Raw genomic sequence first — 19,482 nt, forward strand, 5'->3', positions numbered from 1 at the left:
CTCCCCGATGAGAAACGAAACATCCAAGCGCAGCGGCGGCCAGGTGCTCGTCGATGCCTTGCGCATCCATGGTGTCGAGCGCGTTTTCGGCGTGCCGGGCGAAAGCTATCTTGCTGCCCTCGACGCCCTTCACGACGTGGAAGATGCCATCGAATTCATCGTCTGCCGACAGGAAGGCGGCGCCGCCTACATGGCGGAAGCCTACGGCAAGATGACCGGCAAACCCGGCATCTGCTTCGTGACCCGCGGGCCGGGCGCGACGAACGCGTCCGTGGGCGTGCATACGGCTTTCCAGGATTCGACACCGATGATCCTGTTCATCGGGCAGGTGGCGCGCGATCAGATGGAGCGCGAAGCATTCCAGGAAATCGATTATCGCCGCATGTTCGGCCAGATGGCAAAGTGGGTCGTCGAGATCGAGGATGCCGCCCGCATTCCTGAGCTCATCAGCCAGGCATTTCACCGAGCCGTCAACGGCCGGCCCGGCCCGGTGGTCGTCGCTCTTCCGGAAGATATGCTGACCGATATGGTCGATGTTGCCGACACCCCGCCCTACAAGCGGGTCGAGGGCTTTGCCGGCCCGCCGCAATTCGACGAATTGCTCGGCCTTCTCTCCGAGGCGAAGCGCCCGATGGTCGTCATCGGCGGCGGCGGCTGGACGCAGCAGGCCGTTGCCGACCTGAAGGCGTTCTCGGAAGCCTTCGGCCTGCCGATCGCCGCTTCCTTCCGCTGCCAGGATCTGTTCGACAACACACACGAAAACTATGCCGGCGACCTTGGTCTTGCCGCAGGGCCGAAGCTGATCCGCCATGTGAAGGATTGTGATCTGCTGATAACAATCGGCGCCCGTCTCGGGGAGATGACGACAGGTGCCTATACGCTGATCGACATTCCGGTTCCCAAGCAGTCGCTCGTTCACATTCATCCCGGCGCGGAGGAACTGGGGCGCGTTTATCACGCGCGATTGCCGATCAATGCCAGCGTCGCTGGTTTCCTGTCGCAGGCGGCAAAGCTGAAGCCGCCGGCTGCGCCGGTGTGGAAGGTCTGGACCAGAACGGCTCATGCCGACTACCTCGAAAACCTCGCGCATCCCGAGGTTCCGGGTCCGGTACAGATGGGCGATATCATGGAATGGTTGCGCGGCCATCTCAAGCCCGATGCCATCCTGACCACCGGCGCCGGCAATTATTCCGCCTGGGCGCATCGCTTCTATCAGTATCGCACCTTCCGCACCCAGCTCGGACCGACGAACGGTTCCATGGGCTACGGCGTGCCGGCGGCGATCGCCGCCAAGATCACCGATCCCGCCCGCACGGTCGTTGCCTTTGCCGGCGACGGATGTTTCCTGATGAACGGTCAGGAACTCGCCACCGCCATGCAGTATGACGCTCGCGTCATCTTTCTCGTCATCAATAACGGCATGTATGGCACGATCCGCATGCACCAGGAGCGTGGGTATCCCGGCCGCGTCTCCGGCACCCGCCTGACGAACCCGGACTTTGCCTCGCTGGCGCGATCCTATGGCCTCCATGGTGAGACCGTGGAAAGGACCGAGGACTTCGCCGGCGCCTTCCAACGCTGCGAGACTTCAGGCAAGCCGGGTCTCATCGAAATCCGGATCGACCCGGAAGCGCTGACGCCGAAAATGAGCCTGACGCAAATTCGCGACCAGGCGATCGCACAGGGAAAGTGATCGCAGGGAAAAGGTGCCGCCTCAAAAAGCCGGGCGGCGCCGCAGCAGACCAGCGGAAAGTGAAGTCGCTTGAGGGGCGTGGACAAGGATCATCCCCAACGGCCAGCCAGCGGCGCTGATCCTTGACCTTCCCCTGACTTAATTCTCCGTTTCGCTGCTCGTCGGCTCATTAAGCATCGTGCGGTATCGATGGAGGCTTTCCTCCAGATGGGCGATCAGCGCGGCCTTCGCAGCCTTGGCATCACCCTGGGTGATGGCGGCCAGGATAGCGGCATGTTCCTTGTTGATCTTCTTCAGGTAGGTGCTGTAGCCGCGCGCCGATTGGCGATGCTTGAGCACGAGGTCGAAATTGATGCTCTCTATCACCGCTTCCAGAAAACTCGGGAAGTGGGGATTGCGGGTGGCGCGGGCGATCGCAAGGTGAAACTCGAAATCGGCGCGCGCCTCGACCTCGGCATTCTCAGTCACCAGGTTTTCGAGGTTGTCGTAGGCGCGGGCAATTTCAGCCAGCGCCTCCGGCGTGCGCCTCGATGCGGCAAGGGCAACGGATTGGATCTCGACGCCGAGCCGCAATTCCAGGATCTGCATCGCGGAGCGAATATCCTCGATGCGGCTGATTTCGAAATTGAGGGTCTTTGCGTCCTTGTCGCTCACATAGACGCCGGCACCCTGTCGTGCGGTGACCCTTCCGCCCACCTTGAGAGAGGTGAGCGCCTCGCGAATGACGGTTCGGGACACGCCGAACTCTTCGCACAGCTGGGCACTTGACGGAATTTTCTCGCCAGGAGCATAAAGACCGGAGTCGATGCGTTCCATCAGCTTCGCAACGACGATTTCCGCGAGATTGCCTCGTTGCGTGATGATTGACACTGGTTTGCTCCGATTTCCACGATCAAATTTAGCACATATCACATATCATGCCACGTCTGATTGCGGAATGTCGGCTCTTTCAGACGTTATCTTGTCGATGACCTGAAAGGGATGCGGGAGACGTTTGTTGTCGATTTCCTTCACCTGGGAGCGGCAGGAATATCCGGTGGCCATCAGACTGTCGGCGTCGCCGGCGGCATCGACCTCCTGCTTCCAGCTCATCGCATAGAGGCGCTCGGAGATCGGCCGATTGCGGGCCTCGTGGCCAAAGGTGCCGGCCATTCCGCAACAGCCCGTTTCTGCTGTCTGAAGGTCGATGCCGAGGTTCGCGAACACTTTTTTCCATTGTGCGATGGAGGCCGGCGCATTGGTGCGTTCGGTGCAATGGGCCATCAACCGGAAGCTCCTGCCTTTGATGGCGGAGGGTGAAGCGGCAAGCCGGCCAAGGTTGGCGGCCAGCCATTCCTGCGGAAGGAGAATGGTTGCCTGCAGCATGCCTTTGTATTCGCTCCGGAACGCAAGCGTCATCGACGGATCGAGCCCGACCAGCGCCACACCCGTATCATCCAGCCGTTGCAGATAGTGCGCGGTCCGCCCGGCCGCAGCCTCGAAACGTCCGAGATAGCCGTGAACGTGCAGGGCCTTGCCATTGACGTGGGACGCGGCGAGGAAGGGCGAAAGCCCCATTTTCCGCGCAAGCCCGATTGCGGCGAGGGCGACCTCGGGATCGAAATAGGCAGTAAACGCATCGGCGACGAAGATGACACTCTGCTCCCTCTCGCGCGGCGACAAGGCATCGATCCGCCGAGGGGTCGCAAGCGGGACGCCAAGGCGGGCGGCTTCCTTCGCCAGAGAGATCCGCGGCAGGCGGGGCAGGGACGTCAGGCCGGCAACGCGCATCATCATCCTGCCGGCTCGCGTGCCGACGACCAGGTTGTAGGCAGGTCGTATCCGGTGGACCAGCGGCAGGGTGGTTTCGATGGCTGCGACCAGCGGATCCTTCAGCGGGCGGAGGTAGCGTCCGTAATAAAGTTCCAGGAATTTGGAGCGGAAGGCCGGGACGCTGACTTTCACCGGACATTGTCCCGCGCAGGCCTTGCACGCCAGACAGGTATCCATCGAAGCGCGGACCTCGTGGGAAAAGTCGTCCCGATTTTGAGGGTTCAGGGAGTTGAAGACACGCCGCGCGAAGCTCGCGAGCGGAACGCTCTGCCGCAGGCGTTTTGCCTCCTGGCGAGCATCGATGCCCTTCTCGGCAAGCAGCCTCAGCCATTCCCGCATCAGAGCGGCGCGGCCCTTGGGCGAAAAACGCCGGTCGCGTGTCGCTTTGTAGGAGGGGCACATGGGGCTCGTTTCGTCGAAATCGAAACAGGCGCCGTTGCCGTTGCAATAGGCGGCGTTGTCGAAGGCTGTGCGGATCTCGTTGCCGATGATGCGGTCGACGTCTCCCCGCAGCGGAACCTCGTCGATCTTCAGCAGCGCTTGGCCGCTGGAAGGGGTTGCGATCTTGCCCGGGTTGAGACGGTTTTCCGGATCGAAAGCCCGTTTGATCTCCTGCAGGCTGGGATAGAGGTCGCCGAAGAATTCCGGCACATATTCCGAACGCACCCCCTTGCCGTGTTCCCCCCATAGCACGCCGCCATATCTGCGCGTCAGCGCCACGACGGCGTCGCTGACCTCCCGGACCAACCGGACATGGTCGTTGCGAGTGAGGTCGAGGGCAGGCCGCACATGCAGGACGCCGGCATCGACATGGCCGAACATGCCGTAGGAAAGGCCCGCGCCATCAAGCAATGCGCGGAACTCGCGGATATAGGCCGCAAGGTTTTCCGGCGGCACGGCGGTATCCTCGACGAAGGCGACAGGCCTGACCGGTCCGTCCACATTGCCGAGCAGGCCGACCGCCCGTTTGCGCATCGACCAGATGGCCTCGACATCGGCATGATCCCGCGCAATCGTATAACCCAAGTGACGGGCGTTTGCGCCGGTAGCAAGCGCGGCGGTCACCTCGGCCAGTTTGCGTTCGAGTTCAACCTCATCGTCTGCGAGCACTTCGGCGATATTGATGCCGTTCGTGGTTCGGCCGGCATCGTCAGGAAAAAAGCGGGCAATGCCCGTCCAGACGATGTCGCCCCTGGCAAGCCCAAGAACTTTCTCATCGACCGTTTCCACCGAGGCGACCTTGAGTGCCACGAGCGTGCGGGCATCCTCCAATGCGGTGTTGAAGTCCCCGTAGCGAATGTTGATCAATGCCGCATGGGCGGGGATCGGCAGAAGGTTGAGTTCGGCTTCGGCGATCATCGCCAGCGTTCCCTCCGAGCCGCAGAGGATGGCATTGAGGTCAAAGCATCCGTTGTTCCGCCGGATGTGAGCGAGGTCGTAACCGGTCATATAGCGGTTGAGTTTCGGAAAAATCTCGGCGATCCGATCGCGTTTGTCGCGCGCGATGCGGTCGACCGTCCTGTGGATCTCGCCGACACGATCCTGGCGCGCGGCGATCTCCGTGAGTGCCTCCGCATCCAGCGGGCGCGACCACCAGTCGGTCCCATCGGCAAGCACGATGCGCAATCCCAGCACGTGGTTGCTGGTTTTGCCGTAGAGGCATGAACCCTGGCCGCAGGCATCGGTGGAGACCATGCCGCCGATGGTAGCGCGATTGGAGGTGGAGAGTTCAGGCGCAAAAAACAGGCCGTAGGGCTTCAATGCCAGGTTCAGCTGATCCTTGACCACGCCCGCCTGGACCCGCGCAATTCTCCTGATCGGGTCGATCTGGAGAATGGAATTCATGTGTCGCGAGCAGTCGACGACGATGCCTGAGGTGAGGGATTGACCGTTCGTGCCGGTTCCGCCGCCGCGCGGCGCGACAGTGATACCGCGAAAGGCCGGTTCCGACAGCACGGCCGCCGCAATCTGCAGGTCCTCTATGCCCTTGGGGAAAAGGATGCCGGTCGGCTCGATCTGATAGATGGAATTGTCGGTCGAAAAAACGGTGCGGCTTGCCGCGCCGGTTTCGATGTCGCCGTCGAACCCTGCCTCGATGAGCCGCTGGAAGAATCCCACAGCGGGAAGGGGGATCGAACCGTTCGGCCGGAGGCGTGGAATCATTTCGAGACCTTCAAAATGCACTTGAGCTTTGTCGAAGTTGGCATATAAGTGATAACATACAATAATAGTGGCGCAACGCCAAACACTGAGGTGGAACTTTGAAGAACCAGACCGCAATCATCGTTGGCGGCGCTTCCGGGCTCGGATTGACGACGGCCAAGCTGATGATCTCGCATGGGGCGAACAGGATCGGGCTGATCGATCGCAATGAGCAGTTGCTCGACGTCTCGGCCGAGGCGCTTCGCGCTCTCGGTGCCGAAGTGGCAACGGCGGTTGCCGACATTTCTCGGGCGGAGACGGCCCATCGCGGGTTCAACGAGATCGCCGGCAAGCTCGGTCGGATCCACGTGCTCGTCAACAGCGCCGCCATCTATCCGAGACGCCCTATTCTCGAGATCACCGACGAGGAATGGGACCTCGAAAATGCGATCAACGTGAAGGGTACCTATCATATGATGGTGGCCGCCGTTCTTCATATGCGCCAGCACGTGAACGCGCCTGCGGTTACCGGGCGGATTGTCAACGTGACCTCGGTCGATGCGTTCAAGGCTCATCCCCAGAATGCGCATTATGCCGCAACCAAGGCGGCTGTCGTCAGCCTGACGAAATCCTTTGCCCAGGAATGCGCCAAGGACCAGATCCTTGTCAATTCCGTCGCTCCTGCCGGTTTTGCGACGGATCGCGCCAAGGAACTGGGCTTCCTTCCGGAACTGGCTAAGGCCAGCGCGCTTGGCCGCGCGGCCGAGCCGGTCGAAATGGCGGAGTGGATCGTCATGATGGCATCGAGCCGCAACACCTATGCCACCGGCGAAAATGTCGTCGTCAGCGGAGGTTATATCTATGTCTGAGCCGCTACCCTATCAGGTCGCCCTTGTCACCGGTGCGACGAGCGGCATTGGTCGCGCCACCGTCGACAGACTATGTAAGATGGGGCTGACGGTTTATGCCGTCGGCCGAAACGCCGAGGCTCTTGAGGAGCTGGCCCGTGAAAGCGGTGCGAAGCCGGTTCGGGCCGATGTGCGCGATACCGCCGAAATCGTCAGGCAGCTTCACGGAACAGAGGTCGACATCCTGGTCAACAATGCCGGCATTCTCTCGACAAGGGCGACATTCAGCGAGATCGAACCCTCCGAGATCGACGCCATGATCGACATCAATCTCAAAGCGCCGATGCATCTGACCCGTGCATTCCTGCCTGCTATGGTCGAGCGAAAGCGCGGCCACCTGATCTATATCGGTTCGAGCGGCGGCCAGGCGGCGTATCCGAACATGGCGGTCTACGGCCCCACGAAGGCCGGGCTCAGCCTGTTTTGCGACAATCTGCGCTGCGACCTGCTCGGGACCTCGGTTCGTGTGACCGAGGTGGTGCCGGGCCGCGTTCAGACGGAGCTTTATCGAACCGCAATGGCAGGCAACCAGGCGCGGACCCTGCTTTATGACGGCTACCGTCCGATCCAGCCTTCTCACATCGCCTCGATCATCGCCAACGCCATCGAGCTTCCCGTCTTCGTCGACGTCGCCCGAATTGAAGTCTTCCCGACGGACCAGGCGACCGGCGGCGGCACCATGGTCAAATTCCCGGAGCAGTAGGCGGGCGCTCGCTCGCTTCGAAAAGGCCGCGGGCCGCCTCGACCATCGACTGCAGGTGATCGGGGTCGCGCACGCCCTGCCGGTAAAGCTCGATGATGATGCTCGCCGTTCGTTCGGCTTCGTCGCTGTCCTTTTCCACCTGGTATTCGGATCTGATCTTGTCGAAGACCCGCTGGCAGACTTCAAGATCGCGGGAGTCCAGCGGTACCTGCGATCGGTTTTTGATCGTTTGAACCATCTCTATTCCCTCGGGAAAGGCCCGCCCGGCGGTGCGGGCGGGCGATCATTCTAGAAATCCATGCCGGGGCCGGCGGGCATTGACGGCGGCGCGTCCTTCTTGGGCTTCTCGGCGATCATGGCTTCCGTCGTGACGAGCAGGCCGGCGATGGAGGCCGCATCCTGCAGCGCGGTGCGAACCACCTTAGCAGGATCGATGACGCCCTGCGCATAGAGGTCGCCATATTCGCCCGTCTGAGCGTTCCAGCCGTAGGAGAACTCGCTTTTCTCGCGTAGCTTGCCGACGATGACCGAGCCTTCCGCTCCGGCGTTTTCGGCGATCTGGCGAGCCGGCGCCTCGACCGCGCGGCGAACGATGTCGACACCGACGCGCTGGTCACCATTGGCGGTCTTGACGGCGTCGAGCGCCTTGACGGCGCGCAGCAGCGCCACACCGCCGCCCGGCAGAATACCTTCCTCGACCGCCGCGCGGGTTGCATGAAGCGCGTCGTCGACACGATCCTTCTTCTCCTTCACTTCGACTTCCGTCGAGCCGCCGACGCGGATGACGGCAACGCCGCCAGCCAGCTTGGCAAGACGTTCCTGCAGCTTCTCGCGGTCGTAGTCGGAGGTGGTTTCTTCGATCTGGGCCTTGATCTGGGCAACACGGCCTTCGATGTCGGTCTTGGCGCCCGAACCGTCGACGATCGTGGTGTTTTCCTTCTCGATCGACACCTTCTTGGCTCGGCCGAGCATGTCGAGCGTGACGGATTCGAGCTTGATACCGAGATCTTCGGAGATGACGGTGCCGGCGGTCAGGATGGCGATGTCTTCGAGCATGGCCTTGCGGCGGTCGCCGAAGCCAGGAGCCTTGACGGCAGCAATCTTCAGGCCACCGCGCAGCTTGTTGACGACCAGCGTTGCGAGGGCTTCGCCTTCGACGTCTTCAGCGATGATGAGGAGCGGCTTGCTGGACTGGACGACGGCTTCGAGAACCGGGAGCATCGACTGCAGGTTCGAGAGCTTCTTCTCGTGGATGAGAATATAGGGGTCCTCGAACTCCACCCGCATCTTGTCGGCATTGGTGACGAAGTAGGGGCTGAGATAGCCGCGATCGAACTGCATGCCTTCGACGACTTCGAGTTCGGTCTCCGCAGTCTTGGCTTCTTCGACGGTGATGACGCCATCATTGCCGACCTTTTCCATGGCTTCCGCCAAAAAACGGCCGATTTCGGCATCGCCATTGGCGGAGATGGTGCCGACCTGGGCGATTTCGGAATTGTTGGAGATCTTGCGGGCGTTGGCCTTCAGTTCCGCGACGATGGCGGCGACCGCAAGATCGATGCCGCGCTTCAGGTCCATCGGGTTCATGCCCGACGTAACGGCCTTGGCGCCCTCCTTGACGATTGCCTGGGCCAGCACCGTTGCGGTGGTGGTGCCGTCGCCGGCGATGTCGCTGGTCTTCGAAGCAACTTCGCGGACCATCTGGGCGCCCATGTTTTCGAACTTGTCTTCGAGTTCGATTTCCTTGGCGACCGAAACCCCGTCTTTGGTGATGCGTGGGGCGCCGAACGACTTCTCGATCACGACGTTGCGGCCTTTCGGGCCGAGGGTCGCCTTCACGGCGTTGGCCAGGATGTCGACGCCACGCAGCATCTTCTCGCGGGCTTCGGTGCTGAATTTGATTTCTTTAGCAGCCATGTCCTCACTCCTTCATAGGCAGCCAGAGCAATTCCAGGAAAAGTGCGACGCGGTTTTCCGTTCGGAATTGCGTCAGAAATAATAGGTTGGAGCGGTTCTGCGTTTCCATGAAAAGCTGAAACGTTCCAGCATTGACGGATGTCCGCAGGGATCTCAGGCGGCCTGCTTCTTTTCGCCCTGCGGTTCGATAATGCCCATCACGTCGCTTTCCTTCATGATCAGCAGGTCTTCGCCATTGATCTTGATCTCGGTGCCGGACCACTTGCCGAACAGGATGCGATCGCCGGGCTTGACATCGAGCGCCTGGATCTGGCCGGCGTCGTTGCGCGCGCCGGGGCCGACGGCGATCACTTCGCCTTCCTGCGGCTTCTCCTTGGCAGTGTCGGGAATAATGATGCCGCCCTTGGTCTTTTCCTCTGAATCGACCCGGCGGACGAGAATGCGGTCATGAAGCGGTCGGAACGACATGTCTTCCTCCATCGACAAACAATGATGACGTTGTTCCTAGAGCATCATGCCGAAAAGTGTGATCGGTTTTCGGACGACATCATGCTCTAACTACTAATTAGAGCAGGATTCAGATTTTAGGCCGAGCAGGCCTGAAATCATCCTGTTCTGGCCAGACCGGATGACCAGTCCGGGCGGGTGCGCAGCGCTCGCGCGCGAGCCCTGCGAGAACAATTTGGTTCGGCGGCTTTGCAATTCAAGAGGGGGTGAAAGGAAAATTGGCACTCTCTGCCGATGAGTGCTAACGGCTGGCAGGGAACAGAAAATCGCCTCTCACGTTCGAATGATGAAGGCGACGGCGTGGTGCCGAAGGCGAGTTCGAGCAGGATTGAGGCTTGAATCCGGATTTCGGCATTCCCAACTCTTTACTGATCGAGGCTTGCTTGAGCTCGGTCATCGTCCCACGTCTTTTTGGAGTGAGTGACATGGAAGAGAAGACCAATATCATCAAAGACCTCAGTATCGAGGAGCGCGAGGAAATCCTCGTCGATATCGCTCGCACGCTGGAGGACACGGCGCGTGAGGCCTATGTCGAAGGCAACACGCAGTTTGCCGCACTTTCCAACAACATGGCTGAAGCGATCCGCGTCAACGCCGATGAACTCGCCCGTGACGATCCGGAAAATGCCGAGCTCGTATTTCAGCAGGCGACGGCGATGATCTCGCAATTCGAGGCCGTGCACCCCTATCGGATGGTGAGTATGGCCGTCCATTGATCGCCGGATGCGGGGCCCCGCCTCGATCCCCCGCTCAAATCAATCGCCAGCCGCGCGGAACTCTCACTGTTTGCGAAGGTTATTGGATCACAACATCGAAGGTGATCCATGACGACTTACAAATCCAGCGTGCCGCCCGAGAGCGGCACCGACGACGCGCGGTCCGCCGATACAGAACGGGCCGAGACCGATCGCAAAAGGGCATTGGAAACTGCCCGACGCAACGCCAGCTCGGCATTAGATCGTGATCGCGGCACCGAAACCGAAACCCCAAGCCTGAAGCTTGCAAAGGAATATCTCAGCCTCGGCGGCCACCGCCGATCCATGATAGACGACAATATCACCGATGTTCGCCAATGGGACCAGGATCCGCCGGAAGCCGAACGGTTCTGGAAGGAACGGGTGGAGACGCTTCCAAAGGATCAACGCAAGCAGGTGGAGGATTTTCTTCCAACCATCAACACGCCCTGAAAGGGCGGCCGAGCCGCCCTTCGGACGGCTCATTCCAATGCGCGGAGCAGATCATGGCTATAGACAAGCACGAGCAGATACGCCAGCGCGCCTACGAAATCTGGGAGGCCGAAGGCCGCCCGGATGGCGCCGACCAGCGCCATTGGCTTCAAGCCTGCGACGAGCTGTCGGGCGAGGATGAGAATGAGACGCTGCAGAATCTGCTCGATGAAGACGACCGGGATGATGCGGCGCTGCTTCAAGGCGCCGGTGAGAGCGGCAATCTCGATCGGCGGCGGGCGAGGCCCGCCCAGGCCGTCGTGGCTTCCGTCCCCGACATCGAGATGACGACGGGCGAAAAACCCTCCCGGCGGAAGATCAGGAAGACCGAGGGACCGTGATTGCCATGCAGCATCTCGACCATGCCATCCAGATCGCTCTTACAGCCCATGAAGGTAAGGCGGACAAAACCGGCCGGCCTTTCTTCGAACACTGCCAGCGAGTAGCCCTTCTGGTTTCAGGTGACGAGACGCGAACGGTCGCTTACCTTCATGACGTCGTCGAGAAGGGAAACGGCTGGACGCTCGACAGGCTGAGGGAAGAAGGCTTTCCGCCGGCGATCATCTCGGCGGTGAATGCTCTGACACGGCGGCCGGACGAGCCGGATGACGACTTCGTCAGACGTGCGGCATCAAACCCGCTGGCCTTGCCGGTCAAACGGGCCGATCTCGAAGACAATCTCCGGCAGGCCGAACAAGCTGGCAAGAAAACGGAAAAATACCAGCGCGGCCTGGATCTCCTGCATGATATCAGGAACGGACAATAGGAGTTCGGACGAATTTGCGCAGTTCGCCTGCAACTTCCACCAAGGTTGGCAATCGGCGCAAGAGCGCACTGCTCGGCTTGCATGTCATGTGAGCGACCGTAAGTTGGCCTCCGCTGTGCAGCGGCGGAGGCCGTTTGGCCCTATTCATGCTTTGTTGGTAAACCACACCGTCGGCGCGCCGAGCACGCCTCCCGTGCGCATCGCCGTCTTCAGCTCGTCCAGCTTGCTGAACGTTTGCGCCGCTTCAAGCGTGGCAAACTCGTGGGTGACGGTAATATCGTTCGGATTGTCGATGGCTCGATAAACGGCTTGCGCCGTCACCCCATTGGCCTTCTGCACCGGCGAAAACGCATCATATATCTTGCGCCAGGCGGCGTAATCGGAGACCTCGTGCCTTACGAATAACGTCGTCATATCATCCTCCCGCGTTGCATTTCCAGGTTTGGTTGAGACGCCTGTTACGATTGCACGAGGAACACCAAGCTCTCGGGCAAGACGCCGTCATGCGCCATAGCGTCAGCCGCTGCCTTGGTCTGCATGAAGGCCATCAACTTATCCATATCAGCAACGTCCATGACCAGGCCAACGTGGTTAGGCGTTTGAGGATCTGTAAACGTGCGAATGTTGGTGACGCCGATCGGTTCGAATATCTGTTTACGCATTGGTGAAGCGAGCCAGTGCTTCGTGTCTTTGACATTGTGATGGACCATTATGGTAGGCATTGCATCCTCCTCTGGCCTTGAAAAATGAAAGGCCAGTACATCACTACGCTTTGCTAAACTTTAGTTCAACAATATTGCGATGAGGGGGTGTTTTGCTATTTTTGCTGAAAATATAAATATAACTATTTGGAGTAATCCGAAAATATTACGGTTGGCCACCGGTTTTGGCGCGTGTTATTTTCCGACAATGGCTGTTGCAATAGGTCCGGCGTCCGCGACCGCCGCGCGTAAGGCAATGAAGGTTCAGGATGAACGAACGCCAACCATTTGATCTCAGAGCCTATGTGCACGACATCGGAACAAGGCCATGCTTTATCTGCGGCTTGGTCAAGAACGACCCCGCTTTCTTTCACCATCGCGTTTTTGAAGACGACGACACGATCATCTTCCTGAGCAAATATCCCACTCTGCCTGGCTACTGCCTTGTCTGTCCGAGGGAGGACCTCGAGGATCTGGCGGGAGACATGACGACCGATGAATATCTTCGACTACAGGAGAAGGTGCATATTTTGTCTCGCGCGCTCAAAAGCGTGTTCGACGCCGAGCGAATTTATGTGCTTTCGCTCGGCAGCCAGCAAGCCAATAGCCACCTGCATTTTCATGTCGCTCCCTTGCCCTCAGGCGTACCCCTTGAAGAGCAGCAATACCACGCGCTGATGGCGGAGCACGGGGTTCTGCAGATACCTGATGATCAAATGGCACAGCTGTCGCAGCGCATTGCCGAAGCATACCGTTCTGAGTTGACCGCACGATAATCAACCGGCTGGCCCGCAGTCGAAACCCGGAAGCTAATGCTCCAAGCTATGTCCCGAGGGCGAATGCCGGCACCCGTACGCCGTTCTCACGAAAGAGCCGCTTCACCTCGTCGAGGCGGGGGCAAGCGGGCGGGTTATCGAGCGCTTTTGCCCAATTCTCGCGACGGGGCAGGGCCATCGCGGCGGTGACGAGCATGGTGGTTCCGGGGCCGATTTCGCCGCGCAGCTGTGGCAGCAGGGTCTTGGCGTGGATGAGGTTGGTGTTTGGTATCGGGCTCATCGCATGGCCGGCCCTTCGATTGGGCGATAGATCGACGATCGCGCTGACGTCGGTCTGTCCATACCAGACGGCCCGGCCATCGCTTACATCTGAGCGGTCGGCATTGAAATCAGCGCGTTCGATCGCAAAGCCGCCCTCGATGGTGCTGAGGGTACGCGGCGTAGTGATGCGGTGCATGCGGATGTGCCACGGGTTTTCGGGAAGCAACCAGGTTTCGATCATGACGTCATTCCAGGGGCGCCAGCGCGAATAGAGCAGGTCGCCTGTTATCAGCGCCTCTTCGAGGGTTTCCCGCATGCGGAAATGGACGCCGTCGTCGGAAAGGCCCAGCATGCCGTCGAAGCTTGCGGCGGAAAAATTCCGGTCGTCGGCTTCGATGTTGAAGGCGTAGCGCGTGGAGTAGACGAATTTCGAATATTTCTCGTTTGCGCCGAGCATCTTGTCGTGCTGCTGCCCTGAGGAGAGTACGACCACATTTCCCGGCGTGTGCATGGCGACCATTCCGGCCGGCTTAAGCGCAACCGGCTCCGGAAATTCCGGTTGCGGCGCCTCCTCGGCGGTCCAGAATGGATGATCCCCTGCAAGGGCGAGCGGCAGGAAGAATTTCAGCGCCCAATAGGGCGACCCGGGAGAGTTGTAGCTCTCGCTCATGAAGAGGTTCGGGTAGCCGTAGCCGACGGAGAGAACGCCGTCGCGATCGGCAATCGGCATCGCCGACCACCAGCGGATATGGCGCATGTAATACCCCTTGATCTCCGCCCAGGGCAGCGCTTCGACGCCGGCAAAGCCAAGCGCGCCCCAGAAACCGCCCGCCGCGAAGCGGTAGGTCTGGCTGCGGCCGAAGGCGAGTGCTGCGCCATCGGGACCGAACCAGTGGCGGATATCCCTGGTGAAGATCCGGGCGCGATCCCGGAAGCGCTCCTTGCGAGCCTCGTCGCCCTTGGCCAGCACCGTATAGATCAGGCCGTAGAAATGCATGGCGAAGGGAATGTAATGATCGACCCGCCGCACCGGCCCGTCGCGATACCAGCCGGCCCCGAGGTCGAAGGCTTCCAATTCATCGAGATAGGCGAGGGTTTTCCGGTGATCGAACGCCACGCTTACGCGTTCCAGCCCAAGATCGATGAGCACACGAAAGAATTTCCAGTTGTTGTCGATGAATTCCAGCGCGCGCGCCTTGAGAAGATAGGCGGCGACCGTCTTCTTTTCGCTGTCGTCAAGCGGTTCCCAGATATGCTCGGGCACGAGCGCCAGGGCGAAGCCGACGGCTGCGAGCTCGACCAGCCGCTGATTGCGGTCGGCAAGATCGCCCCAATATTCGGGGTGGGCAGGATTGGTGCCGTTTGCGAGCCCGCGCCGATAGAGGTCCCAATGCGGAAACACGCCGCCGCCCGCAGCGAGAGGAACAATTCCCCAGAGCGGCCGCGCAAATCCCTCCAGATCCGCCGCCGCCCGGTCGAAGATCGCGCCAGCCGCACCGAGGCGCACACGGGCGCCGCCTTCGGAAAAATACGGCAGGAGTGGCTCGAACAGATCGATGACGGCCTTGGCGAGGTCGTCGCGTGTCTTCAGGGCATTGCCGAAAAGCGGATTGGCCCGGGCGGGATCATATATCATTGTCAGGCTCGAAATTCATGAAAAGCAGGATCGGCCGCGGGCAGATATTGCCCGCGGCCGTCGATATTTCTGGACGCTTATTTGATGGCCTTCACGCCTTCGGTCATTTCCTTCAGCCCTTCATCGACGGAGGTGCTGTCGGTCATGATCGCGTCATGCACCCGGTTGAGCACGACCTCGATCTTGGCGGCGTTCGGGTTGACCGCCATCTCCAGGTAGGTTTTCGACGGCTTCAGCGCCTCCTTGCTGGCCGCATCCTCAGGAAAGCCGGGTGTTGCCGCGATCTTGGCGCTGACGTCATCCGTCTTGAGCGCAGGGAAGGTGCCCGTCGACGCGATGACTGCCGCGCCCTCAGGACCGGTGACGAACTTGATGAAATCGAGCGCGGCATCCTTGTGGTCGGAATTGGCGTTGACCGCCAGCCCGGAGATCTGCGCGGCGGTCGTGCCGGTTGCCACACCGTCGGGATGCGGGAACTTCACGATGCCCCAGTTCTTGCTCTTCGATTCACCCGATTTCACCTTGGTGATCTGGGTGCCGACGAACCAGGTTCCCATCGGCAGCATGCCGATCGTGCCATTGAAGAAGAGCGCCGAATAATGTGTGTTCGACGTCTTCAGGAAAGCATAGGAGGGAATCGCGCCATCCTTCTGCAGGGTCAGCGCCCGCTCGTACCAGGGCTTCAGGAAGCCGTAATCGCCGTCGACCAGCGTGTGTTTTCCGTCGAGGATGGCGGGCAGTTGAACGGTCGACCGCCAGGTATGCAGAAGCGCGCCATAGGTCTTGTTCGTGCCCATGCCGCCCGAAAGCTTCTCGGCGGTTTCGTCGAACTGCGCCCAGGTCATGTCATTGGTGGGATAGGCGACGCCTGATTTGTCGAATATATCCTTGTTGTAATAGACGACCCAGAAGTCGGACCGGAACGGCAGGGAGTAGATCTTGCCGTCGATGGTCAGCTCCTCGATCAGGCCGCCATAGGGAGCCGGGTCGATTTTCTGATCCTTCACGAAGCTGCTAAGATCGGCGATGTTGCCGGCGCGCACCAGATTGGTGTAGCCCGGCACATCCTTGATGGTGACGATGTCGATGTCCTTGGAGCCGCCGGTCAGCTGCGTCGAGATCATCTGCTGATAGTCCTGCGAGCCGAGGTCCATCGGCTCGAACTTCACGTTGGGGTGCTTGGCCTGATAGGCCTCGATCAGCGGTTTGTAATAGGCGGTCTTGTCCCAGTCCCACAAAGCCCATTTGAGCGTCACCGCGTCTTGGGCAAGCGCTGCCCCGGCCGTCATCGCCGCCAAGGTGAAACCTGCCACGGCAAGTTTCACCGTCCCTCCGAATTTATCCAAATACATTCCCGTTCTCCTTCCCTGGATCATCTCTGGATCAGTTATTTTATGAAGCGTCTCGTATGCGGTTCGCGGTGCGGCTGCGTTGCGTTTGGCAGGTCTAGAACCGTCACCGCCGCCCGATGGACGCCGAATGCGACGGCGAACATTCCGAGTGAAAAATTGAAGGTTGCCGGCATGAACACCGAAACCGGATAGAAGAGGATGTGCGCCACCCAGAGGCTGGCGGTAAAGGCGAGCGCGGCAAGCGCCGGGAGCGGACGGATGACCGAGGCGACCGCGGCCAGGCGCAGCAGCCTCAGAGCCGGCAGATCACGCATCACCATCAAAACGATGAGATGGCAGGCGAGAACCGCGATGAAAGCGGTGGCGACGAGGGCGATGGTCAGCGGTGCGCTGAGCAACAGGTTGTCGCGCGCGCCTGCGGCATAGGTGACGATCGCATAGAGGCCGATTGCAAGCGCGCCGCTCAACGCCAGGCCCCAGGCGGTGGCGCGCCAGAAGTAGCGCAGAAAAGCTTCCGTGAAGTCCCTGAGCAGATAGGTGTTGCGATCTTCCGCCAAGGCTACCGAGACCCGGGCCATGGCGGCGAGCGCCGCCGGCAGCGTCACGACGAAGAGGCCGGCCAGGATGAAGAGGATGTTCAGCTTGACCATCTCCCACCATTCGCGGACGAGGATCTCGGTGAACAGGGCAAGGCCGGTCCTCTTCGGCGCATCCTTCGGAATGCCCGGCCCCTCCCTCGTCCACATGTCCCGCAACCACTGCATAGCCATCTCCCGCAGGCGCCTCAGTATAGAATCGAGCGTTCCGTTTCCTTGTCGAACAGCTGCGCATTGGTCATATCGGCGACCAGGCTCGCCTCCTCGCCGATATCGGGCCGATAGCGCGGCGAGACCCGGGCGATCAGATTGCGCCCGCCTGCCACCATGTTCAGGTGCACTTCCGAGCCCATGGGCTCGGCAAGCTCGACGACCGCCTTGAGGGGCGCCAGGTTCTCCGGTGCGATGTCGGCCGGCGGCAGCTCGTGGAAATTCTCCGGGCGGATGCCGAGCACCAGTTCGCGGCCCTCGTATGGCGCGATCCTGCTCTTGTCGAAATGGGCAGGCAGCGGCAGTTCCCGGCCGTCGAAGACGGCAACGTAGCCGTCGCCCCGGCGCAGAATGGTCGAGGGCAGCATGTTCATCTGCGGCGCGCCGATAAAGCCGGCGACGAACATATTGACCGGACGGTCATAGAGGTTCTGCGGCGTATCCACCTGCTGGATATGTCCGTCCTTCATGACGACGATCCGGTCCGCCATGGTCATAGCCTCCACCTGGTCGTGGGTGACATAGATGAAGGTGGCGTTGAGGCGCTTGTGCAGCTTGGTGATTTCCGAGCGCATCGTGCCGCGCAGCTTGGCATCGAGATTGGAAAGCGGCTCGTCGAGGAGGAAGACAGCCGGATTGCGCACCATCGCGCGGCCAAGCGCGACGCGCTGGCGCTGCCCGCCCGAAAGCGCCTTCGGCTTGCGGTTAAGGAGATGGCTGATGTCGAGGATCCTGGCGGCGTCCTGCACCTGGGCATCGATGAAGTCGCGGGATACCTTCCTGAGCTGCAACCCGAACGCCATGTTCTTGTAGACGGTCATATGCGGATAGAGCGCATAGTTCTGGAAAACCATGGCGATATCCCGATCCTTGGAGGGAACGTCGTTCATGACGTCGCCACCGATCTTGAGCTCTCCTCCCGATATCTCCTCGAGGCCGGCGATCATCCGCAGCGTCGTCGATTTGCCGCAGCCCGACGGGCCGACCAGGATGATGAATTCCTTGTCAGCGATTTCGAGGTCGATGTCGTGGACGACGGTGAGCGCGCCGTAGGATTTGTTCAGCTCTTTAAGCGAAATGCTGGCCATCGGGTCCTCCTGAATTCACCAATAGGAAGACCAGCTGCGCGAAAGGCGCGTCAAAGCTTCCATGTAATAATAATCTCCCCAGGAGACGCATTCATCGACACCCTCGCCGCGGCAGGTGTTGAAGGGCGATTTCTTCGAATAGGTGGCGTGCAGCACCAGGCCGTTGGAGACGGCTGGGTCCTTGACCGCGTAGTGATCGGCAAGGCTCTTCATCATGCGGCGCGCCAGCGTGCGATAGCGTGCGGCCGGTTCCGGCTCGACGAGATCGGCCATTTCCAGAAGGCCGCAGGCGGTGATCGACGCCGACGAGCTGTCGCGCGGCTCGCCGTCGCCGTCCGAAAAGACGAGATCCCAATACGGCACCATGTCGGCCGGCAGCCGGTTGAGATAGAAGGCAAGCAGCCGGTCGAAAGTCCGGCGATATTCCTCAATCCGCTCATAGCGATAGGAGAGCGCCATTCCCGCGATGGCCCAGGCCTGTCCGCGCGCCCAGGCGCTGTCGTCCCTGTAACCCTGCTTGGTGGCGCCGCGCACCGGCGCTCCCGTGACCGGGTCCATGTAGAAGGTATGATAGGTGGAATCGTCGGGCCGCACCGAATTGGCGAGCGTGGTGCGGGCGTGAATGAGAGCGATCTCACGGTATTTCGGATCGCCGGTCTCGCGGCTCGCCCAGTAGAGAAGCGGCAGGTTCAAAAGGCAATCGATGATGTAGCGGTATTCTTCCGCCACCCCCTTGCGGCCCCAGGCCTGGATGAACTGGCCGACGGGCTGGAAACGCTCGATGAGCTGGTCGGCGGCCAGGATCGCGGCCTTGCGGCCATCCTCGTCTCCGACGAGCTTCCAGGCGGCGATGCAGGAAGGCGAATACAGGAAGCCCATGTCGTGATGATCCGTCTCGATGCGGTTCACGATCCGATGCAGGAACGACTGGACCTGGACCTGCGCGGCATCGCGGAAAACCGCCTCGCCGCTATGCTCGAAAGCAAGCCACAGCTCTCCGGGCCAGAAACCAGCGGTCCATTGGTCGTTCGCCACGGCGGGATAGAAATTTCCGACGCTCGAATGGTTCTGCGAGGCATGGGTGAAGGCGGGCAAGTTGCGCCTGATCTGCTCGACGGCAAGATCGAGCGCGGCTTTGACCTCCGGATCGCTGATCGGCTGCGGGGCGACGGACGAGACGGCGTTCAT

The 19,482-nt window shown here is 60.7% G+C and carries 20 protein-coding genes; 8 read left to right on the plus strand and 12 right to left on the minus strand.

The genetic code is table 11. From position 1 onward, the window contains the following. The first annotated feature begins 7 nt into the window (after nt 1-7). Nucleotides 8-1,693: a thiamine pyrophosphate-binding protein gene (locus A6U98_RS32895; protein ID WP_064655413.1), complete on the plus strand. Its 1,686-nt coding sequence runs from the start codon at nt 8-10 to the stop codon at nt 1,691-1,693. A 138-nt stretch (nt 1,694-1,831) separates the two neighbouring features. Here the strand turns inward: A6U98_RS32895 and A6U98_RS32900 are convergent, their stop codons facing one another. Together A6U98_RS32900 and A6U98_RS32905 are read right to left on the minus strand one after the other, a co-directional pair. Next, complete coding sequence (locus A6U98_RS32900; RefSeq protein WP_064655414.1) at nt 1,832-2,563, minus strand: FadR/GntR family transcriptional regulator; 732 nt, start codon at nt 2,561-2,563, stop codon at nt 1,832-1,834. Nucleotides 2,564-2,608: 45 nt separating this feature from the next. Then, nucleotides 2,609-5,668 carry an FAD-binding and (Fe-S)-binding domain-containing protein gene (locus tag A6U98_RS32905; protein ID WP_064655415.1) on the minus strand — a complete coding sequence of 1,020 codons (3,060 nt, stop codon included), beginning with the start codon at nt 5,666-5,668 and terminating at the stop codon, nt 2,609-2,611. A 98-nt stretch (nt 5,669-5,766) separates the two neighbouring features. Between A6U98_RS32905 and A6U98_RS32910 the strand changes: the two genes are divergently transcribed. Next, nucleotides 5,767-6,516, plus strand: coding sequence for an SDR family oxidoreductase (locus tag A6U98_RS32910; RefSeq protein ID WP_064655416.1), 750 nt, complete (start codon nt 5,767-5,769; stop codon nt 6,514-6,516). Then, nucleotides 6,509-7,258 carry an SDR family oxidoreductase gene (locus A6U98_RS32915; protein WP_064655417.1) on the plus strand — a complete coding sequence of 250 codons (750 nt, stop codon included), beginning with the start codon at nt 6,509-6,511 and terminating at the stop codon, nt 7,256-7,258. The genes A6U98_RS32910 and A6U98_RS32915 overlap by 8 nt, the downstream gene beginning before the upstream one ends. Here the strand turns inward: A6U98_RS32915 and A6U98_RS32920 are convergent. The 3 genes from A6U98_RS32920 to A6U98_RS32930 form a co-directional block, all read right to left on the minus strand. Beyond that, nucleotides 7,239-7,496 (minus strand): hypothetical protein, encoded by a 258-nt coding sequence (locus A6U98_RS32920; protein WP_064655418.1) that lies wholly within the window; start codon nt 7,494-7,496, stop codon nt 7,239-7,241. The genes A6U98_RS32915 and A6U98_RS32920 overlap by 20 nt on opposite strands. 50 nt (nt 7,497-7,546) lie before the next feature. After that, a complete protein-coding gene (gene groL / locus A6U98_RS32925; protein ID WP_064655419.1) occupies nt 7,547-9,175 on the minus strand; it encodes a chaperonin GroEL in 1,629 nt (542 codons plus the stop codon). Nucleotides 9,176-9,328: 153 nt separating this feature from the next. Beyond that, a complete protein-coding gene (locus tag A6U98_RS32930) occupies nt 9,329-9,643 on the minus strand; it encodes a co-chaperone GroES (RefSeq protein WP_028742944.1) in 315 nt (104 codons plus the stop codon). Between the two features lie 464 nt (nt 9,644-10,107). On the opposite strand from A6U98_RS32930, the gene A6U98_RS32935 reads away from it, so the two are divergent. From A6U98_RS32935 to A6U98_RS32950, 4 genes are all read left to right on the plus strand, one after another. Further along, nucleotides 10,108-10,398, plus strand: a complete 291-nt coding sequence (locus tag A6U98_RS32935) for a hypothetical protein (RefSeq protein ID WP_062942856.1) — start codon at nt 10,108-10,110, stop codon at nt 10,396-10,398. Between the two features lie 108 nt (nt 10,399-10,506). Then, entirely contained in the window at nt 10,507-10,869 is a 363-nt protein-coding gene (locus A6U98_RS32940) for a hypothetical protein (RefSeq protein WP_064655420.1), read from the plus strand. Between the two features lie 53 nt (nt 10,870-10,922). Further along, complete coding sequence (locus tag A6U98_RS32945; RefSeq protein WP_064655421.1) at nt 10,923-11,249, plus strand: DUF2934 domain-containing protein; 327 nt, start codon at nt 10,923-10,925, stop codon at nt 11,247-11,249. Between the two features lie 5 nt (nt 11,250-11,254). Further along, on the plus strand, nt 11,255-11,674 hold the full coding sequence (locus A6U98_RS32950; protein ID WP_064655618.1) for an HD domain-containing protein: 420 nt from the start codon (nt 11,255-11,257) through the stop codon (nt 11,672-11,674). A gap of 144 nt (nt 11,675-11,818) precedes the next feature. Here the strand turns inward: A6U98_RS32950 and A6U98_RS32955 are convergent, their stop codons facing one another. Then, nucleotides 11,819-12,088, minus strand: coding sequence for a hypothetical protein (locus A6U98_RS32955; RefSeq protein WP_018245942.1), 270 nt, complete (start codon nt 12,086-12,088; stop codon nt 11,819-11,821). A 44-nt stretch (nt 12,089-12,132) separates the two neighbouring features. After that, a complete protein-coding gene (locus A6U98_RS32960; RefSeq protein ID WP_064655422.1) occupies nt 12,133-12,396 on the minus strand; it encodes a hypothetical protein in 264 nt (87 codons plus the stop codon). A 248-nt stretch (nt 12,397-12,644) separates the two neighbouring features. Here A6U98_RS32960 and A6U98_RS32965 point away from each other — a divergent pair, with 248 nt between their 5' ends. Beyond that, nucleotides 12,645-13,151: an HIT family protein gene (locus A6U98_RS32965; RefSeq protein ID WP_064655423.1), complete on the plus strand. Its 507-nt coding sequence runs from the start codon at nt 12,645-12,647 to the stop codon at nt 13,149-13,151. A gap of 46 nt (nt 13,152-13,197) precedes the next feature. On the opposite strand, the gene A6U98_RS32970 is transcribed toward A6U98_RS32965, so the two are convergent. The 5 genes from A6U98_RS32970 to A6U98_RS32990 form a co-directional block, all read right to left on the minus strand. Further along, entirely contained in the window at nt 13,198-15,048 is a 1,851-nt protein-coding gene (locus A6U98_RS32970) for a DUF2264 domain-containing protein (protein ID WP_064655424.1), read from the minus strand. 77 nt (nt 15,049-15,125) lie between these two features. Further along, a complete protein-coding gene (locus A6U98_RS32975; protein ID WP_064655425.1) occupies nt 15,126-16,400 on the minus strand; it encodes a sugar ABC transporter substrate-binding protein in 1,275 nt (424 codons plus the stop codon). Between the two features lie 35 nt (nt 16,401-16,435). Further along, nucleotides 16,436-17,164, minus strand: a complete 729-nt coding sequence (locus tag A6U98_RS32980) for a YesL family protein (RefSeq protein WP_064655426.1) — start codon at nt 17,162-17,164, stop codon at nt 16,436-16,438. A 20-nt stretch (nt 17,165-17,184) separates the two neighbouring features. Beyond that, nucleotides 17,185-18,294 (minus strand): sn-glycerol-3-phosphate ABC transporter ATP-binding protein UgpC, encoded by a 1,110-nt coding sequence (gene ugpC, locus A6U98_RS32985; RefSeq protein WP_064655427.1) that lies wholly within the window; start codon nt 18,292-18,294, stop codon nt 17,185-17,187. 15 nt (nt 18,295-18,309) lie between these two features. Further along, a complete protein-coding gene (locus A6U98_RS32990; RefSeq protein ID WP_064655428.1) occupies nt 18,310-19,482 on the minus strand; it encodes a glycoside hydrolase family 88 protein in 1,173 nt (390 codons plus the stop codon).

This window comes from Rhizobium sp. WYCCWR10014, from assembly GCF_001657485.1.
In the GTDB taxonomy this organism is placed as follows: Bacteria; Pseudomonadota; Alphaproteobacteria; order Rhizobiales; family Rhizobiaceae; genus Rhizobium.

Coding starts and splice junctions, on each gene's coding strand:
- A6U98_RS32895 (WP_064655413.1), top strand. CDS start 8: ATGAGAAACGAAACATCCAAGCGCAGCGGCGGCCAGGTGCTCGTCGAT.
- A6U98_RS32905 (WP_064655415.1), bottom strand. CDS start 5,668: ATGATTCCACGCCTCCGGCCGAACGGTTCGATCCCCCTTCCCGCTGTG.
- A6U98_RS32915 (WP_064655417.1), top strand. CDS start 6,509: ATGTCTGAGCCGCTACCCTATCAGGTCGCCCTTGTCACCGGTGCGACG.
- A6U98_RS32920 (WP_064655418.1), bottom strand. CDS start 7,496: ATGGTTCAAACGATCAAAAACCGATCGCAGGTACCGCTGGACTCCCGC.
- groL (WP_064655419.1), bottom strand. CDS start 9,175: ATGGCTGCTAAAGAAATCAAATTCAGCACCGAAGCCCGCGAGAAGATG.
- A6U98_RS32930 (WP_028742944.1), bottom strand. CDS start 9,643: ATGTCGTTCCGACCGCTTCATGACCGCATTCTCGTCCGCCGGGTCGAT.
- A6U98_RS32935 (WP_062942856.1), top strand. CDS start 10,108: ATGGAAGAGAAGACCAATATCATCAAAGACCTCAGTATCGAGGAGCGC.
- A6U98_RS32940 (WP_064655420.1), top strand. CDS start 10,507: ATGACGACTTACAAATCCAGCGTGCCGCCCGAGAGCGGCACCGACGAC.
- A6U98_RS32945 (WP_064655421.1), top strand. CDS start 10,923: ATGGCTATAGACAAGCACGAGCAGATACGCCAGCGCGCCTACGAAATC.
- A6U98_RS32950 (WP_064655618.1), top strand. CDS start 11,255: ATGCAGCATCTCGACCATGCCATCCAGATCGCTCTTACAGCCCATGAA.
- A6U98_RS32955 (WP_018245942.1), bottom strand. CDS start 12,088: ATGACGACGTTATTCGTAAGGCACGAGGTCTCCGATTACGCCGCCTGG.
- A6U98_RS32960 (WP_064655422.1), bottom strand. CDS start 12,396: ATGCCTACCATAATGGTCCATCACAATGTCAAAGACACGAAGCACTGG.
- A6U98_RS32965 (WP_064655423.1), top strand. CDS start 12,645: ATGAACGAACGCCAACCATTTGATCTCAGAGCCTATGTGCACGACATC.
- A6U98_RS32970 (WP_064655424.1), bottom strand. CDS start 15,048: ATGATATATGATCCCGCCCGGGCCAATCCGCTTTTCGGCAATGCCCTG.
- A6U98_RS32975 (WP_064655425.1), bottom strand. CDS start 16,400: ATGTATTTGGATAAATTCGGAGGGACGGTGAAACTTGCCGTGGCAGGT.
- A6U98_RS32980 (WP_064655426.1), bottom strand. CDS start 17,164: ATGCAGTGGTTGCGGGACATGTGGACGAGGGAGGGGCCGGGCATTCCG.
- ugpC (WP_064655427.1), bottom strand. CDS start 18,294: ATGGCCAGCATTTCGCTTAAAGAGCTGAACAAATCCTACGGCGCGCTC.
- A6U98_RS32990 (WP_064655428.1), bottom strand. CDS start 19,482: ATGAACGCCGTCTCGTCCGTCGCCCCGCAGCCGATCAGCGATCCGGAG.